Raw genomic sequence first — 16,384 nt, 5'->3', positions numbered from 1 at the left:
CACTAGCCCTCCTGTTTCCAAGCAAGCTGCTTATAATAAGTGACTTTATTATCATCACTCTGCCCTGTCAGCAACTCTTTCGCTGTTTTTCCCTCAAAAACCGGGATATCACCGGCCACTTCCGCCAACGGAATCAATACGAACTTCCGCTCCGCCAATCGCGGATGGGGCAGTCTCAGCCGTGGTGAATTGCATATCCGATTTTCATATATCAACAAGTCAATATCAATAGTGCGCGGCCCCCAGCGCTCCTTGCGAACCCGTCCCAGCCGTGACTCCAGAGCCAGGCACTGTTCCAGCAAAGCCTCCGGTTCAAGCGTTGTCTTTATCGAAATAACCGCATTAAGAAAAGCCGGCTGCTCTTTTACCCCCACCGGCTCAGTTTCATACAAAGCAGATGTCTGACACACGGTAAGCGACGGACAGGCAGCCAATAGCCGGACCGCAGCGGCGATATACTGCTCGCGGTCACCAAGATTGGAGCCCAAACCAAGTAAAATCATGCCTTCGTCCTTTTGGTTTCCACCTGGACATAATCAATTTGCCCGGCAATAGGGACATAGGGTTTGCGAATTTTTACGCTTACGCTACTGATCAGCGATCTTTCCAACAAGGTATCGGCAATATGGGCGCCCAAAGCCTCCAGCAGTTGATACCGGTGTGTTTCGATAACTTCTTTCAAATAACTGTAAAGCTGGGTATAATCCACAGTATCATTTATATCATCGCTAACCGATGATTTTGACAAATCCGCCGTAATTTCCAGATCAATATAAAAACGCTGCCCCACTTCACGCTCATATTCATGGACACCATGAAATCCGTAAAACATCATATTTTTCAGCAGTATTTTATTCATATTCATCTCTCCCCATTTGTATTTTCATAACATAGCATCGGTCATTTTCACCATTCTGGCTATTTCCTTCACATCGTGGACTCTGACAAGCTGGACCCCTTTGGTTATACCCAGCACGACTGTCGCCCCTGTTCCTTCCACGCGGTCGGTCACCGGCAGGTCCAGTACTTCCCCTATGAAGCGTTTGCGCGAAGTTCCCAGCAAGATGGGACAGTTCAGAACCTGCAGTTCTTCCAGCCGGGACATAATCTCCAAATTATGGGTGGTCGTCTTGGCAAAACCAATGCCCGGATCTATAATGACCTTACTCCGGTCCAGCCCTGCCGCTACGGCAATTTCTATACTGCGGGCCAGAAAACCGGCTACATCCTGCAGCAAATCTTCGCCATAGCTGATTTCCTGCTGATTGTGCATCACAATCACCGGAACATCATGACGAGCCACCACCGCAGCCATTGCCGGGTCCCGTTGCAATCCCCAGACATCATTGATCATATGGGCTCCCAGCTTTAACGCTTCGTCGGCCACACAGGCCTTGTACGTATCAACAGATACAGGAATGGGCGAAACAGCCAGTACCTTTTCCAATACCGGCAATAGCCTGTCCATCTCCTCCATGGCCGATACTTCCCGGGAGTTGCCATAGGGCCGAGTGGACTCGGCACCAATATCAAGAATTTCAGCTCCGTCAGCAATGAGCGTTTCCATGTGTCGCAAGGCCGCATCCATTTCCCGGTAACGACCGCCATCAGAAAATGAATCGGGAGTCACGTTTAAAATCCCCATAACGAGGGTCTTACCTGGCCGGATGGAGAGCGCTTTCTCGTCCGGCCAGCTATATTCACGACAGGGCAGAGGCAAACTCCGCCCACAGCCACTGTCAGGGCGGTTGCGGTTTTGTAACTTCATGCCATCCTCCTAATAAGTATATTTTACCAGAAATATAGTGATATATGCTGTTTCTATGGTTAGTGCTTCACCAACTCTGAAGCTACAATTTCTTCACGGGTCTTTTTCTGTAAAACTTCGTTGGCATCGGCTTATCTATGATAAGTACGTTCCCTTCGCTTTGCCTCACGAAAAATTCCCGCAAATTTAATTTGCAGTTTCGAAATTTGGCGGAGGACTAGACAAGCATTGTACTAAAAGGTAATTCGTCATTGGGGATGGTTCTCCTTCGTTCCTCCGACAGTTTCTTACCTATCGACGGCACCATAACAACAGTTAATGGATATAGAAAATAATATTGTAGCATAAATACCACTTTAAGCATAAAACTCCTGCCAAATTAATACAACATGTAGCAGGAGTTTCCTTATATAAAGGTAAAATTTATATTTTAGAGAAACATAATTTAAGTTTACTCTTTTTGCATTCCATAGAGAAAGGGTCCAATATCATGAAAAATTTTTTTTGTTTATTCTCCATCTTGCTACTTATCAACTTGTTTAACCCGGCTGCCGCCGCTGACCAACAGCAAACGGTTGACGGTTCCTTCAGAGTGGCCATAAAAAGGCACCTGGACAGCTATAAGCTGGACCCAAGAGCGACAGTCTACAGTATTGGCTTTGGTGAATCGGGCTGGCGAAAAAGCCAATGCGCCGTAACCGGTAGATATTTTTATGACATTCAGCCCACTGGCCTTGTCAATCGGCCATATACAGCCCAGTTAACCTACAGGCTGTATATGCAGGTAAGCGCGATCTACACAAGCCGCGACGCAGCGGAAATGGCGAACAAATTCCCCAAGTACACCGCCCCCGATACTTATCGCATCACCTTTCAGTACCGGGACGGAAATTGGATTCCCGTAAAGTACGAAACACAATTCCAAACGCTGCCCGGTTTACCGCCCCTCTGGTTGACCTTGGAAAATACAAATTCAGATCAGTACCGGCAAGTGGTCGTTAAACCTTAGCCGTCCTGCTGTAGCCACTAGTGGTCCATAAACTTTGAAATTACATTTTCAAGGTAAACATGGGCCACTAATTTTTCTTTGCTCCGGCCTTTTGAAGAAACTTCTCGACATTAATAATATACCGTTCATGGCTTCCTTCGCCAATTTGCTCTTTATCATCAAAGGCCTTGATCGCGAAGGTCAGGCGTTTTCCGTTAATCCCGGTAAGCGTTGCTTCGGCCCGGACGGTCATGCCCACAGGCGTCGCCGCCGTATGTTTTATTTTCAGGTCAATCCCTACCGTGCTCATCCCTTCCGGCAAATGTGCGTCTACGGTATTAACGCAGGCTCCTTCCATCAGTCCGACCATCGCTGGGGTTGCATAGACCGCTACGCTGCCGCTGCCATATTGGATTGCCGTGTTATGGCTTGTTACCGGCTCGCTCTTTTCACCAAGCATACCAACTGTCAAATTTATCTCCATAGTTACCACTCCTTAGTCAATAAATCCTTGTTTATTATTTTCAAACTGTATGTTTCAAAGTTGACGGACTACTGGAATATCTTCTTTTTAGCGATTCTACAAAATTGAAATTTTATCCTTTATTTGAGGAACTCACAATCTCCTTTTCCCTTAGTTAAAAAATCTTAATCAGACTTTCCCATAGTAAGCGGCATTTTTCATTTTTCTGCAAACCCGCCGATCTTTCCCGCCCGAAGTATACCTGCTCTCCCCCGAATCCAGAAGGATACCGCTACCCTGCCATGCATTGATTTAGTCTAGCGTCTGACTAACATCAAGGATACAACTAGTTAAACGTAATGCGGTAATTCAAGTTCTAAATGCTCTCCCAACCATCTTGTGACTTCTGCTGCCTTAGTATCTTAACCGTTTCTCCGCATAACATTTGTCCATCTTAGGAAATGCTAAAGCATGGAGGTGAACTTATGTGCGTAGGGTACGTAAATATCAAGACACTCTTGCAAGTGGTGCTTTTAGTGGAATAATTGCAACTGCCATCACAACCTTATTAAGTTGGCTACTGTTACAATCCGGAGTTTCTTTTACTTCCCTCTGGATTTTCGCAGGAGCACTTATATTGAATGACTCTGCTTTACACACCCCTTGGGGAATCTCGCTTGCAATGGTAACCCATTTAATGCTGGGAGGAATTTTCGGAGTCATAACAGCATTTACTTTACGCCTAACAGGCAAAGATTATTATTTGATTAAGGGCATCGGAGTCGCAACATGTTTTTTTATCATTGCCAGAGGCATTATACAAGTATTAACGAATATAGCACCCTGGATGCGTGATGAAATTCTCTCAACCATAATAACCTTAATTAACTTGCTTGTAACCGGCATAATCAGCTCTTATCTTATCGCAAAGCGCATAAAATAAAAACCCTGCCAACATCAAAGGCACTACCTGCATAGTTTTTTCATTATCGGATGGGGCATTACGAACAAACTCACAAGGAAACTCTTGTATATCTACGACTATTTCGAAAAACTTGACCACTTTAATTCTCCTGAAGTATAGCAGTCGCAATTTCTACCTATTCCACCTTACTATAGAGACTATAATAATGAAACAAAAAACTCCTGGCTAAATTTCATCCTAATTTGGCAGGAGTTTACTTGTTTAGGAACAAAATAGTTTATAACCAAAGAATTTTCCAATAGTTAAGCAGCAATTAACTGAAAAAAGAAATTAGGAGGCAATTATGGCGCAAATCGACCAAATAGTTCACCCCACCCCTAAACAAAAGATCATACTCATTTTAGAAATTGCACTTGTAGTTATTTTATTGTCCAGTGGTTTGGGTTATTGGTATTGGATACATACCCCTCAATATTCATTGAAACAAATTCAAGAAGCAGTAAAAAACCACGATCTGCAGACATTTGAGAAGTATGTCGATATTGACAGTGTTACCTCGAGAATGATTGATCAATTAATAGATTCAAAAATAAATGCTAAAAACGAGGTACAAGATGAGGCCGGTAATCTTGCCAAGGGGTTTATCCAATTTATCAAACCACAGTTAACCGCGATGGCAAAAGATCAAATCCGTTCTCTTGTAGAAAAGGGTTCTACGTTACAGCCTTCTACCCCAGGACAGGCAGAACCCCCTGATGCTCCAAAATTCTCAGTTAACGATATCTATAATAACAAAGTTGGTACTCCCGATTTTAAAGGCGTTGACTATGTTAACAAAGACGGGAAAATAGCTAGTGTTGGTTTAAAATTATTCTATCCCAAGCTAAATGCTAATGTAGTTCTCGAAGTTAGAATGCGTAAACTAGATGGCTATTGGCAAATTGCAGAAATCAGCAATATACCGGCTTTTTTAAGCAAGCTAGCTGAGTTAGAAGAAAAAAAATTAGCTGAAATAAATCAGCCAATTATAAGTGAAATGAATAATACGTTTAAGATTAACAGCGTACGGATGGTTCCAGTTCAGGCAAATTCTTTCACGAAAGCGGTTACCTTCCCCACGGAAATTTCATTTTTAAGCCAAAAGAATATCACCGAATTTAATGTTTTAATCTTAGCAAAAAACCAAGCAGGAAAACTGGTTTTAAAAATGCCTGCAAGCTCCGCTGTTTCCAGCGACCCAGGTGAGACAACTACTATAACCTGGAGTAAAAAAATCAATCCTTTTATCAGTTCTGATGCTGCTTTGTTTAATACACCGCCGGATCAGCTATCAATTGAAATCAAACCAATATCTATTAAATTTGCTGATGGAACCCAATTAAAGCTCAGCGAAAAATTGCCGTAACCTCTTCTCACCAAATATATTCAGGAATATAAGTTAAATAAGTTTTACCTCTACTGAATGATGACGATAGGGAGTGATTCCGTGAATGAAGTATTATTTCACTTAAAAGGATCAATTTCTTTAAAAGATGCAATTAATTTTACTTATGAAACAACAGCAAGAATGTACTTACTCGTAAGCCTGCTCATGCTAATCATTGTTTCATCTGTGCTAAAGCAAGAAAGCATATGGCTATTTTCAAGCCTTGTCATAGCCTTAGCCTGCGGTTATTATTGGGGAATGAGGCACATTGCTAAAAGAAATTATCTATCAAATCAATTAATGCAACAAGAAGCTACTTATGAGTTTTTAAAAACAGGTGTCCAGGTTAGCTTTGAAAGCGGCTCCAGTATGGTTCCCTGGGATAAAGTATATAAAGTTACTGTTTCAAGAAATTGCTTTGCTATTTTCTTAAGCCGAAAACAAGCGCTTCTTTTACCCCAAATTTGGTTCACTTCGAAAAGCAACAAAGATTTCGAAGATCTTTTATATTCTTTAATCCCTAAAAAGAAATTTAAAAAAAGTATATTGTTTTAGAGGTTAATTGCTTCTTCTTTTTCACTAAGTTTCTGATAAACAAGGGGGCATGTTCAGAAACAATTATAACCACATGACCGCCATGTATAAAATATTAACAACCTTTATCTAATGACAAACAGTCATTTACTATAAATAATACATTCCTTTAATATTTAATGTTGCCGTCAAACGAATTTCCTTTGATATCCAGACTGTCGGTATATTGCCACATGAACCCTTGCAAATCATCCGCACTTCCCCACTGAGCATTCCATATGGCACAGCCTAAGCTTCGCCAATCGATGTAATTGCAAAACCAGAAGCAAGATGCATACACACCACAATCCAGGCCGATATTGTCCAAAAACGTTTTGCATATTGCTGTAATCTCAGTTGGATCAAAGGCAAACCCATTTCGCTGTTTATAGCCGTCCGCATCCTCCATATCAAAAAACACGGGAAGTTCCAGTAGCTGGCCGGTGCTGTCGATCACGCTCCGGCAGTTAATCGCCTCCTGGATAGCATCATCTTTGTTCAGCGCGTAAGAATAATGATAGGCACCAACCTGTAGACCTACTGCTTTCGCTCCTGCTACATTCTGTGCAAACATACTGTCCTTCGAGTTCTTACCATAAGAGCTGCGTATCATAGTAAACTGAATACCAGCATCCTTCACCGCTTGCCAATCTACCGCTCCATTGTGCACGCTTACATCAACACCTTGGATCATTTTCTTTCCACCTCTCTTTTTATTATTTTAATTTTATTTTCCCTCAAAGGTGAATTAAATTAACTGTCCTGGCCTTTTAGCCGAGCAGCTTTAGCCAGGAACTGCAACCTCGTCCAGTTCCGCGACATTACGGTTACCCGGGCCAGTAAAAAAACCAAAGTAAATAGTTCCATAGGGCTTGCTGATGGACTTTAACGTTAATATAGTGCGAAAGGGATAGCAACTGCTATCCCTTTCGCTTATCCATCGACCTGTGTGTCATTTATAAATTATATGGCTTCGGAAACCATTGAAGAATTCACTACAATAAGCGGCTTCAATATAAGAGCCATTCGCAAACAAGAACGTAGCAGAATCCGCCCAGTCCAGTAAGGATATCATATCTAGACTAAATTCCTTTTTAAAATTCTACAGAATTAATATTAATCCTCCGCTGACAAAGAAAGTAGGTATTTATAATTTAGGTATGATTAGGCTATTAACCTTACAAGAGTAAAAAATAAACCTTACGACATTGGAAGATTTTAGAATCAAAAAGTATAATTTGTGGCAAATATGACAATTATCGGGAGGCCACAGATGAATCTATCAAAACGTATCCTATATTTTTGCAACACTTTCAGAATTACCGTGAACAATCTTGCGGATCGTTCCGGCCTAACTCAGTCTACCCTTCAAAACATTATTTCAGGAAATAGTTCAACAGCCCAGGTTAATACTATCGAAAAAATATGCGAAGGTCTTGGAATTACTCTGGAGGACTTCTTTAGAGAAACTAACGTTCTCCCTGCGCCAGCGCTTCAAGAGCTTACTCTATTTAAGAAATATCTTGAATGGAAATATAACAGCAAAAACGCTTTGGCTTCCGATACTTTTAAAAAAAGCATGTTGAGCTTATATGAACTTAAAGAAATGATTGAAGAACTACGTAAGAAACTAAATGACCTAGCTAACAGTAAACAGCTTAATGATTCAGAAGTCATAAAAGTAAGCCAGGAACTTGATGCCCTATTGGTAGAGTATTATAAACTGATTCGCAAAAATCAAAATTAGCAATTCCCGCCTATTCCAAAAGAAAGCGGACATCTATTCGCTTAAGATATGAAAGAAAAAGCCCCAGACCCACGTCCAGGGCAAGAAACTGGGAATGGCTTTGTAGGGTTTTGGAAAGCTCATGATTTGCTAGTTTATACCGTTATCACCGACAGTCCAAAAAAGCAAAATAATGATAATAATGATAATGATCCAACTTCCACTGCCCCAACCTCCGTTGCCATAAAAACGCATAGCGCACCTCCTATGATTACTCAAATAACATTATCCTTTACATCTTATGTCGCATAAGTTGAATTAGTTAAAGAATTTCTAAATATTTTATAAGAAGAATATTGCAGGCGCAGAGTAAATATTGCAGCTACTACTAAGAGGCCAACAGAAATCTATAAACCCCCTGTCAATATCTCTTCTCTTTCACAGCAGGTTCACCAGGGGTGCTATTTCTTCTAAGGGGTTTTCTGCAAATTGTCACTGTTTTAGACTATGAGATTATATAGTAAAAAATTTTACTATAGTAATAAGCCTTCCTGGATCTTTAACCCATACCTTCTAGCGGATCTAGCTTTCTTCCAGCGAAAGCCTTGTCTATAACGTCTTTAGGCTCGGCAACATTCGCGAAAGGATTCTCCTCCGCCCAGCAAGCACTCGTAAGTAAGACTAACAAGAATAATACCATTAGGACAACCACTTTTAAACTCATGCTTCATGCGACTCACTCCGTTCATGTTTTATATAAGATTGTACAAGCCACATGTGGATTTTATGTCTAATCATGTCAGATATAAAAATAACCCGACCGACCTAAGCCGAAGCGGATTATTTTATTTATTTGCCCGGAAGTAAGATTTATGTAAGTCGTCCGAACTTAGAAAAGGTTCCGTTTGGCACCGCTGGCAACGCGCTGTATCAAGCTGTATTGGCTTTTCAGGATATTTAGCCATTAGATTACTACAGTTATTGCAGATTAATTCCCACTCACGAACCAAGCGCCCTTCGTCAACAAGTTCATCCAGTCGCTCCATTATTACCATTTCATTCAGACCGGTTCTCTCTACAATGGCGCCAGTCCGAAAGCCCTTGATAAACGGTTTACTGAAAAGTTCCATTACCGCCGAGTCTATTTCTTTGTTATCCAAGTCACATCCTCCCATCACTTTTCTACAAACCAGCGTCCTTCTTCATCAAAAAGGAAAAATTGCTTCCCTCCGATACGACAGGTGTACCGCATACCCCAACCGCCGCCTTTCAATGATGCAGCTTGCCTTGCATCTAAAATACGGTCAATCTCAAATGTACGGCCATCTGTCCAATGAATAGCCAAAGGCTTGGCGGAGCCATCCGGATTATGTACAGCGGTGACTGTTACAAATGTTTTTGCCAATAATCTCACCTGCCATCTCATGAAGAATTTGTGCACTTCCTCAGCCGCACTTCGCATATGTAAGCAGAGCTTTCAAATATTTACCGCGCTTGCCCATGGGTTGCAGTTCATCAATAGCGACTGCGATTCCCAGAGACTTCAAGGCGGCCGCCAATTGGGCGATAGCCTTTCTCTGAATAATAGCATCACCGACACAGCGTACGGTTTTCACCCCAGTGTCTACAGCTAAAAGAAGTATGGCGGCTGCATCAATCAGTTCATAATCAGGGCACTGGCGACTACATAGGGTAACAATGATACAATCTGAATCCTTTGAGATACCAGAAACACATAGATTCATCATTTCACCACCAAACATTTGTTTGGTTTAAGTATATGACAGAACATATGTTTTGTATACCGGGAAGTTTTGGAAAAATAAAAGCCGGCAGCCGAGGCTGCCGGGCAATAATGAGTAGGATTAATCGTTTTTCTTTTGAGCCGCAGGCGACAAAGGATGAAATAGGCGTATAATCCATAGAAATATAATAGCTCCTATAGTACTTGCTATAATTGCACCGATTATACTATTGGGGTAAAATCCCATAAAGCGAAATAAAAATCCGCCTATATATGCGCCTATAATACCTGTTACGAGATCACCCCATAGTCCAAATCCACCACCACGTGAAATTTTTCCAGCTAACCAACCAGATATTATACCAACAACTAAAAGCCAAATCATTATCCTCACCTCCTGTTGTTAGTATTCTCAAAAATCTGTAAACTATATCCTAATTGAAAAACTCCTCTACTACTTCTAAGCCCAAAAGGGGATTTTTTACCATAATATCAAAGGCTTATTCAGCGACCAATCAATTCACAAATAATAAGTAGTTCTAGTCTTTTGGCATAGAAACTTTGTACTTGTTTCAAAGCTGGCTAATAAAACTTACAAATTCCTTCAGCAATTGCTCTAGCTAACTTTTGTTGATAATCGGGTGCTAATAGCAATTGTCGTTCTTCTGTATTTGTAATATAACCTAATTCAATTAATACAGCAGGAATTTTGTTACGCCGAAGCACGAAATAGTCCGCGTTTTGTACAGAGCAACTTATTCCCGTTACGTTGCACAATTCAGTTTGTATTAAATTTGCCAATGTTTTCCCTGCTTCAGATTTATTATAATAAAAGACTTCTGCACCACGCTTCTTATCGTTTCTTACAGCATTTGCGTGAAGGCTAACAAATAGATCTGCATCAGATTCTTCAACCATTTCCACTCTTGCCATTAAATCACGATGATATCGCCCTCTAACTTTTTCATTATCACACTCATTGCTAAGTTCTATATCTGTTTGGCGGGACATTATAACTTTAGCACCTTTTTGATTGAGTATATTTTTAAGCTGGAGGGCTACTGCCAAATTGATATCTTTTTCATCTACGCCCGGCCGGGTAGCTCCTGAGTCTATCCCCCCATGGCCAGCATCTACAACGATAACCTTGTTAGACAACTTATTTCCGTTCTTCTCCTCAAACGCATATGTTGAACTTACCATCAATAATATTAGCAATATATAATAAATCAAATGAACTTTTACGATACAAAACACCTTCATCGAGTTCACCCCACGTGGATAAATATATGCGAATAAGCTCATTTATAACACCAGATCTCAACAAATGTCACCGGGCATGGATCGTCACATCGCTAATATGATAGTCACATTAGTCCACGGCTGAAAGTCAACTAACTAATTAAGCATCAGGTATTAGATACTCAGATTATAATTCGAGTATCTATTGTGCCAACTGAAAATAATCCCTCCACCCTGGTGACAACCAGAATGGAGGGATTAACTTTACCCTGCCGGCAGTGGGATCACTTCAAAGCTGATGATCTTATCAAAAGCCAGGTACTCTTTGTTAACCTGGGTCCCAACTTTTTTATTAAGCATATATCCAGCAGTATCAGAGTTTGTATGGTTCATAAACCAGTTAATAAAACTGTTGATTTCAGACAAGGATAGCTGATAATCATGGTCACTTGAGTCAATCACAGTAACGCGAAGCAAAGCGTTTTCAGGCGCTCCGGGAGTAGCAGAGACTTCATTGGAATTTACGCTCTCACTAGTGCCTCCTAGTGCCGTTACAACATAATAGTATGTCGTACCATTGGTTGCCGTAGTATCCGTATAGTTGTTTGTAGCTACATTGCTGGCAATTGTTGTATAAGGACCATCTGCCGTAGTCGAACGCTTAACATTATAGCCGGAAGCATTGGCCACTGCAGTCCATGAAAGAGTCATTTGCGAATTACCGGCGGTTGCGAGTAGGTTCGTAGGAACTGAAATTGTGTCATACGGCAATAGTACGCCATTCTCATCAATATCAATTGCATCAATTTGAATCCATTTGCCATCAGAACAACTTATTTCTACATGGTGTATACTTTGGGTCATCCCAGTTATTTCTGCATTAATAACTTGGTTTTTATCACCAGCAATTTGTATAAATGAAGCAACTTGAACACCATCAATCTTTACAATACCTTTTGTAGTATACAAGGTGCTAACCCCAATACATCCAATGTACCTTAAGCGAGTTGTGTCTTTAATACAGAAACGTACTACCATCGGGCCTTCATGAAATGTTCCATTATAACATGCGCCTTTTGAACCTTGACTTCCACCCTCGCATGTAATATTCGAATCAGTATCATCGTACCTTTTCCACCCCGTCTCCGGTGCTGTTAACTGCTGTCCTACTGTCGCCATAATTCATCTCTCCCATCTATTAATCTAAAGTCGTTACTTCAAAACTGATAATCTTCTCAAACGCCAAGTACTCCTTACTGTTTGGCGTAAGTTTATCGAGCATATACACTGTCGTTCCTGTTCCGACAGTACGGTCAAACCAACTGATAAAAGCATTGATCTCACTCATAGACAACTTGTATTCCCGCTCAATGGAGTTCAATCATAGTAACCCTGAGTAGCCCCTGCCCCTCTTCTACCGATGCTGCCTGAGGAGTAGCCGAAGCCTCATTCGAGTTAGCACTTTCACCATCTGCATTAACAGCGGTAACCACGTAATAATAGGTCGTGCCATTTACCACATTGGTATCTACATACGAAGTACCTGATGCGTTAGCAATTGTTTCGTATTGGCCGCCTGCTGTAAAGGAGCGTTTTACATTGTAGCCGGTTGCATCGGTGACGGCATCCCAGTTAAGAGTTACTTGGGAATCGCCGTGGATTGCAGTTAGATTGATAGGAGCTGAAATAAGAATAGGATTATATGGTTTTAATTCGCCAGTTTCATCGATATCAATAGCATCTATAACTAATCCCACACCAGTTTGTACAGCAGGTGCATTTTGTTTAATAAAAACCGAATGTTCCCTTTCGGATAATCCCATAATTTCGAATACTAATGCCTGATTCAAAGTACTTCCATTAATATTAAAAGAATATGTTTCTCCATCAATAGTTATGGTTGTATCTTTTGAATATAAGGTGTGTATTGTACTTATCAAGCGAAGTTTTGTACCTAAAAAATTAAACTGAGCATATGAGCCTGTCCCCAATCCAATAGCTTGATGACAGCCACCGCCATAATTAGCTGGATTTCCTACTTTTACCCATCCAGGAGAATCTGAGTATAAAACGTTCAAATCGCTATCGTCATACCTCTTCCACCCAACCTCTGGTGCTGTTAAGCCTGCCCTACTGTTGCCATTTCACATTCCTCCAATTTATTATTTTAAAAGCCAACATGGCCGAGGAACGCTTCTGTTTCACTGTGTGTTTCCTGTATGTCAGCTCTCACTGGTATACATTCAGTAGTCCGCTATTTTTAAACCACTAAATTACCTTTCATTCTTTATCCGTATATGAAACTCTAATTTTTTATATGTATAAACGAAAATCCCTCCATCCTGGCGATCAACCAGAATGGAGGGATTAACTTTACTCTGCCGGCAGCGGAATTACCTTAAAGCTAATGATCTTTTCAAAGGCTAAGTATTCCTTGCTGCCATCAACAATATCATTTACTGAGTAGCATGAAATACCTGTACCAATAGTACGAATGTACCAATTAACAAATCCATCAATTTCCGTCCTATCCAGCCTATACTCCCGCTCACTGGAATCAATCATAGTGACACGCAATAAGGCTTTACCGGAAGAAGGAGGGTTTTCTTCTGCCTGCGGAGTAGCCAAAGCCTCATTCGAATTGGCACTTTCTCCGTCTGCATTTATAGCGGTAACCACGTAATAATAAGTCGTGCCATTTACCACATTAGTATCTACACATGAAGTGCCAGCTACGTTAGTTGCGATTGTCTCGTATGGACCACCTGCTGTTGTAGACCGTTTTAAATTATAGCCGGTTGCACCGGTGATGGCCTCCCAGTTGAGAGTTACTTGGCTATCACCAGGGGTGGCGGTTAGATTGGTTGGCACATTGGGTAAGACGGCAGTTCCCGGAGGTGTGAAATCCGCTGTCCACCGGGCAATGCCTTTAGACACTCGGAATTCATCGATATATCCATGGAAATAGCCTATATATGGGTACTTTCCGATTCCCGGTGTCCCACTGCTAGGAGCTAAACTTGCCGATGAAGACCATGTTTCTTGCAGCATGCCGTTTTGAAAAGTATAGAATGTAGAAGCCTTTCTACAAAGAGCATAATGTGTCCATTGGTTTAAAATAACCTTCCCCATAAGTTTTCCACTTGCAATGTCCCATGAAGAATTATTACTTGATAAATGACAACTTATCATAGTTGGCCCAAGAGTAGAACAAACACCGACTAAAAATGCTTGAAAAGCCGTATCACAGTTACGAGCAAACACTGGTTCGTTAGTGTTAGTAATTGCAGTTCTATACTCCCACCAATCAATGGTAAAGTCCCCCGAACCAAAATCAAAATCCGAACTATTAGGAACTGTTAAATATTGATTAGTTCCATTAAGCAAAAGTGAAGCTCCCCCAAATTTTAATTTATCCGAGCTTATAGTTGCACCATTTTGCGCCGTCCATACCTTTCCTGTCTCATCCTTAATCCCATCCTCAAAATGCAATAAAGACACCGTATATTGATCTAATTCATAGGCCATTTTAACCCCTCCAAATTGATTGTTTTATTGTTTTGTAAATTTCATTACTTCAAAGTTTTGGATTTTATCAAATGCCAGGTAATCTTCGAGGCTATCAAAGGGGCCTAGATTAAAGCTCTTATCAAAGATATAATAAGGCTGCCCTGCACCGGTAGACCGGTTATTGTACCAATTAACGAAAGTATCCAATTCACTCTTTGTTAATTCATATTCCTTTTGTAGGCCGTCTGTTAGTTCAATTAGAAGAAGCACTTTTCCTAACGATTGTGGCGTAGCAGATGCTTCATTAGAATTGGCGCTCTCACCATCTGTGTTAACAGCGGTAACCACATAATAGTAAATTGTGCCATTCACCACATTGGTATCTACATATGAGGTACCAGATACATTACTTGCCACCGTTGTCGTGTAGGGTCCTTCTGCTGTAGTCGAACGCTTAATATTATAGCCAATCGCGTCGATGACTACATCCCAATTGAGAGTTACTTGGGCATCTCCAGGAGTGGCGGTTAGGTTGGTAGGAGCTGAGGTAATTTTAGGGTTATATGGCCGGAGTTCACCATTTTCATCAATATCAACCGCATCAAAGTAATAGTCTGTAGTGGTTGTCGTATTTTGGGGAATGATTTGAACATAGTGTTCCGTATTACTTAAATTTTGTATATCAACATCAAGTGTCTGGTTCACTGCTAATGGTGATATTTGACTATAATTTTTAGCTAAGATACCATCTACTAATACATTTATAGAAGAAGTTCTCATACTATTAGTACAGCCTATAATACGAAGCTTTGTTCCAGTAAAGTTAAATTTTATATCATTATATCCTGTTGCTCCCAGCCTTGCTGCCGATCCTTGATATGCGCTAGAGTAATAATATTTACCCCAACCTGATGTGTAGGTGATATTTGTATTACTATCATCAAATCTTTTCCATCCTGCCTCAGGCGCAGTTAACGATTGTCCAATTGTCGCCATAGTTCATCTCTCCAATTTCTATTATCTTATTGCTTTATGAACGTCATTACTTCAAAGTTTTGGATTTTATCAAATACCAGGTAATCTTCGCGGCTATCAAAGGGGCCTAGATTAAAGCTCTTATCAAAGATATAATAAGGCTGCCCTGCACTGATAGATCGGTTATTGTACCAATTAACGAAAGTATCCAATTCACTCTTTGTTAATTCATATTCCTTTTGTAGGCCGTCTGTTAGTTCAATCAGAAGAAGCACCTTTCCTAATGCCTGTGGAGTAGCCGATGCCTCATTAGAGTTAGCACTTTCTCCGTCTGCATTTACACCGGTCACCACGTAATAGTAGGTCGTGCCATTTACCACGTTAGTATCTACATACGAGGTACCTGGTACGCTAGTCGCAATCGTCTCATAGGGGCCGCCGGCTGTAAGGGAACGCTTCACATTATAGCCATTTGCACCGGTGACGACATCCCAGTTAAGGGTTACTTGAGAATCACCCGAATCAGCCTTTAGGATAGTAGGTTGTATAACTGTTTCAAGATATCCAGTATCATCAATATCGATAGCGCTAAAACCAAGTCCTTTATTGGTTAAATTAGTTATAACGACACGATGTGATTGTAAAGATAACCCGACTTTTTCAAAAGAAAGCCTTTGAAAATTTTTCGCTGCATTTAAAGAAATATGGCTAGCCTCACCATCCATTTCAATTTGAACATCAGTTGAATGATCTGGGTAAGCATCTGTAATAATGCGAAGCTTAGTCCCAGTAAATTTGAAAACTATACTTGCATTTAGTTCAGTTGTTCCTTGCTGGGAACCATTATAATAAAGTACATTGACATCAGTGCTCCATGTTCCATTATAAATAAACCTTGACTCAGAAGATCCAAATCTTTGCCATCCACTCTCCGGTGCAGTTAATGATTGTCCTACTGTAGCCATTTCACATTCCTCCAAATAATTAATTTAAAAACCGCCATAGCCAAGGAACTCTTATGTTTCGCTGTGTGTTTCCTGTACG

The 16,384-nt window shown here is 40.8% G+C and carries 21 protein-coding genes; 5 read left to right on the top strand and 16 right to left on the bottom strand.

Going from position 1 to position 16,384, the window contains the following annotated elements; all coding sequences use genetic code 11:
* Positions 1 to 2 precede the first annotated feature (2 nt).
* The 4 genes from folK to F3H20_RS19815 form a co-directional block, all read right to left on the bottom strand.
* Positions 3 to 503 carry a 2-amino-4-hydroxy-6-hydroxymethyldihydropteridine diphosphokinase gene (gene folK, locus F3H20_RS03965; RefSeq protein ID WP_149733662.1) on the bottom strand — a complete coding sequence of 167 codons (501 nt, stop codon included), beginning with the start codon at positions 501 to 503 and terminating at the stop codon, positions 3 to 5.
* Positions 500 to 859 carry a dihydroneopterin aldolase gene (gene folB, locus F3H20_RS03960; RefSeq protein ID WP_316842359.1) on the bottom strand — a complete coding sequence of 120 codons (360 nt, stop codon included), beginning with the start codon at positions 857 to 859 and terminating at the stop codon, positions 500 to 502. The genes folK and folB overlap by 4 nt, the downstream gene beginning before the upstream one ends.
* A gap of 24 nt (positions 860 to 883) precedes the next feature.
* Positions 884 to 1,768: a dihydropteroate synthase gene (folP, locus tag F3H20_RS03955; RefSeq protein ID WP_149733660.1), complete on the bottom strand. Its 885-nt coding sequence runs from the start codon at positions 1,766 to 1,768 to the stop codon at positions 884 to 886.
* A 217-nt stretch (positions 1,769 to 1,985) separates the two neighbouring features.
* A complete protein-coding gene (locus tag F3H20_RS19815; protein WP_188128189.1) occupies positions 1,986 to 2,132 on the bottom strand; it encodes a hypothetical protein in 147 nt (48 codons plus the stop codon).
* A 126-nt stretch (positions 2,133 to 2,258) separates the two neighbouring features.
* On the opposite strand from F3H20_RS19815, the gene F3H20_RS03950 reads away from it, so the two are divergent.
* A complete protein-coding gene (locus F3H20_RS03950) occupies positions 2,259 to 2,777 on the top strand; it encodes a hypothetical protein (protein ID WP_149733659.1) in 519 nt (172 codons plus the stop codon).
* Positions 2,778 to 2,844: 67 nt separating this feature from the next.
* On the opposite strand, the gene F3H20_RS03945 is transcribed toward F3H20_RS03950, so the two are convergent.
* Positions 2,845 to 3,240 (bottom strand): thioesterase family protein, encoded by a 396-nt coding sequence (locus F3H20_RS03945; RefSeq protein WP_188128188.1) that lies wholly within the window; start codon positions 3,238 to 3,240, stop codon positions 2,845 to 2,847.
* 466 nt (positions 3,241 to 3,706) lie between these two features.
* Between F3H20_RS03945 and F3H20_RS03940 the strand changes: the two genes are divergently transcribed.
* The 3 genes from F3H20_RS03940 (at position 3,707) to F3H20_RS03930 (ending at position 6,125) form a co-directional block, all read left to right on the top strand.
* Positions 3,707 to 4,162: a hypothetical protein gene (locus F3H20_RS03940; RefSeq protein WP_149733658.1), complete on the top strand. Its 456-nt coding sequence runs from the start codon at positions 3,707 to 3,709 to the stop codon at positions 4,160 to 4,162.
* 325 nt (positions 4,163 to 4,487) lie between these two features.
* The gene (locus tag F3H20_RS03935; protein WP_149733657.1) at positions 4,488 to 5,549 is read left to right on the top strand and encodes a DUF2939 domain-containing protein; all 1,062 of its coding nucleotides are present in this window, start codon (positions 4,488 to 4,490) and stop codon (positions 5,547 to 5,549) included.
* Between the two features lie 81 nt (positions 5,550 to 5,630).
* The gene (locus tag F3H20_RS03930; protein WP_188128187.1) at positions 5,631 to 6,125 is read left to right on the top strand and encodes a YcxB family protein; all 495 of its coding nucleotides are present in this window, start codon (positions 5,631 to 5,633) and stop codon (positions 6,123 to 6,125) included.
* Positions 6,126 to 6,273: 148 nt separating this feature from the next.
* Here F3H20_RS03930 and F3H20_RS03925 read toward each other — a convergent pair whose 3' ends face one another.
* Positions 6,274 to 6,837: a GH25 family lysozyme gene (locus F3H20_RS03925; RefSeq protein ID WP_223191596.1), complete on the bottom strand. Its 564-nt coding sequence runs from the start codon at positions 6,835 to 6,837 to the stop codon at positions 6,274 to 6,276.
* 579 nt (positions 6,838 to 7,416) lie between these two features.
* Here F3H20_RS03925 and F3H20_RS20090 point away from each other — a divergent pair.
* Positions 7,417 to 7,890: an XRE family transcriptional regulator gene (locus F3H20_RS20090; protein ID WP_223191595.1), complete on the top strand. Its 474-nt coding sequence runs from the start codon at positions 7,417 to 7,419 to the stop codon at positions 7,888 to 7,890.
* Positions 7,891 to 8,714: 824 nt separating this feature from the next.
* Here F3H20_RS20090 and F3H20_RS03910 read toward each other — a convergent pair.
* The 10 genes from F3H20_RS03910 to F3H20_RS03865 all read right to left on the bottom strand — a co-directional run bounded on the left by F3H20_RS03910 (position 8,715) and on the right by F3H20_RS03865 (position 16,305).
* Entirely contained in the window at positions 8,715 to 9,029 is a 315-nt protein-coding gene (locus F3H20_RS03910) for a hypothetical protein (RefSeq protein WP_149733655.1), read from the bottom strand.
* 14 nt (positions 9,030 to 9,043) lie between these two features.
* Positions 9,044 to 9,283 carry a hypothetical protein gene (locus tag F3H20_RS03905; protein ID WP_394349557.1) on the bottom strand — a complete coding sequence of 80 codons (240 nt, stop codon included), beginning with the start codon at positions 9,281 to 9,283 and terminating at the stop codon, positions 9,044 to 9,046.
* Between the two features lie 31 nt (positions 9,284 to 9,314).
* Positions 9,315 to 9,617 carry a hypothetical protein gene (locus F3H20_RS03900; RefSeq protein ID WP_149733653.1) on the bottom strand — a complete coding sequence of 101 codons (303 nt, stop codon included), beginning with the start codon at positions 9,615 to 9,617 and terminating at the stop codon, positions 9,315 to 9,317.
* A 117-nt stretch (positions 9,618 to 9,734) separates the two neighbouring features.
* The gene (locus F3H20_RS03895) at positions 9,735 to 9,998 is read right to left on the bottom strand and encodes a GlsB/YeaQ/YmgE family stress response membrane protein (RefSeq protein WP_149733652.1); all 264 of its coding nucleotides are present in this window, start codon (positions 9,996 to 9,998) and stop codon (positions 9,735 to 9,737) included.
* A 197-nt stretch (positions 9,999 to 10,195) separates the two neighbouring features.
* A complete protein-coding gene (locus F3H20_RS03890; RefSeq protein ID WP_149733651.1) occupies positions 10,196 to 10,876 on the bottom strand; it encodes an N-acetylmuramoyl-L-alanine amidase family protein in 681 nt (226 codons plus the stop codon).
* Between the two features lie 243 nt (positions 10,877 to 11,119).
* Positions 11,120 to 12,034, bottom strand: coding sequence for a hypothetical protein (locus tag F3H20_RS03885; RefSeq protein ID WP_149733650.1), 915 nt, complete (start codon positions 12,032 to 12,034; stop codon positions 11,120 to 11,122).
* Between the two features lie 188 nt (positions 12,035 to 12,222).
* Positions 12,223 to 12,933 (bottom strand): fibronectin type III domain-containing protein, encoded by a 711-nt coding sequence (locus tag F3H20_RS03880; RefSeq protein WP_149733649.1) that lies wholly within the window; start codon positions 12,931 to 12,933, stop codon positions 12,223 to 12,225.
* Between the two features lie 295 nt (positions 12,934 to 13,228).
* Positions 13,229 to 14,383 (bottom strand): LamG-like jellyroll fold domain-containing protein, encoded by a 1,155-nt coding sequence (locus tag F3H20_RS03875; protein ID WP_149733648.1) that lies wholly within the window; start codon positions 14,381 to 14,383, stop codon positions 13,229 to 13,231.
* Positions 14,384 to 14,407: 24 nt separating this feature from the next.
* On the bottom strand, positions 14,408 to 15,361 hold the full coding sequence (locus tag F3H20_RS03870) for a fibronectin type III domain-containing protein (protein WP_149733647.1): 954 nt from the start codon (positions 15,359 to 15,361) through the stop codon (positions 14,408 to 14,410).
* Positions 15,362 to 15,387: 26 nt separating this feature from the next.
* A complete protein-coding gene (locus tag F3H20_RS03865) occupies positions 15,388 to 16,305 on the bottom strand; it encodes a fibronectin type III domain-containing protein (protein ID WP_149733646.1) in 918 nt (305 codons plus the stop codon).
* Positions 16,306 to 16,384 lie beyond the last annotated feature (79 nt).

This window comes from Propionispora hippei DSM 15287 (genome assembly GCF_900141835.1).
Taxonomy (GTDB): Bacteria; Bacillota; Negativicutes; order Propionisporales; family Propionisporaceae; genus Propionispora; species Propionispora hippei.
Note: the sequence above shows the minus strand (reverse complement) of the source record. Positions and strands in the feature narration are given on the sequence as shown.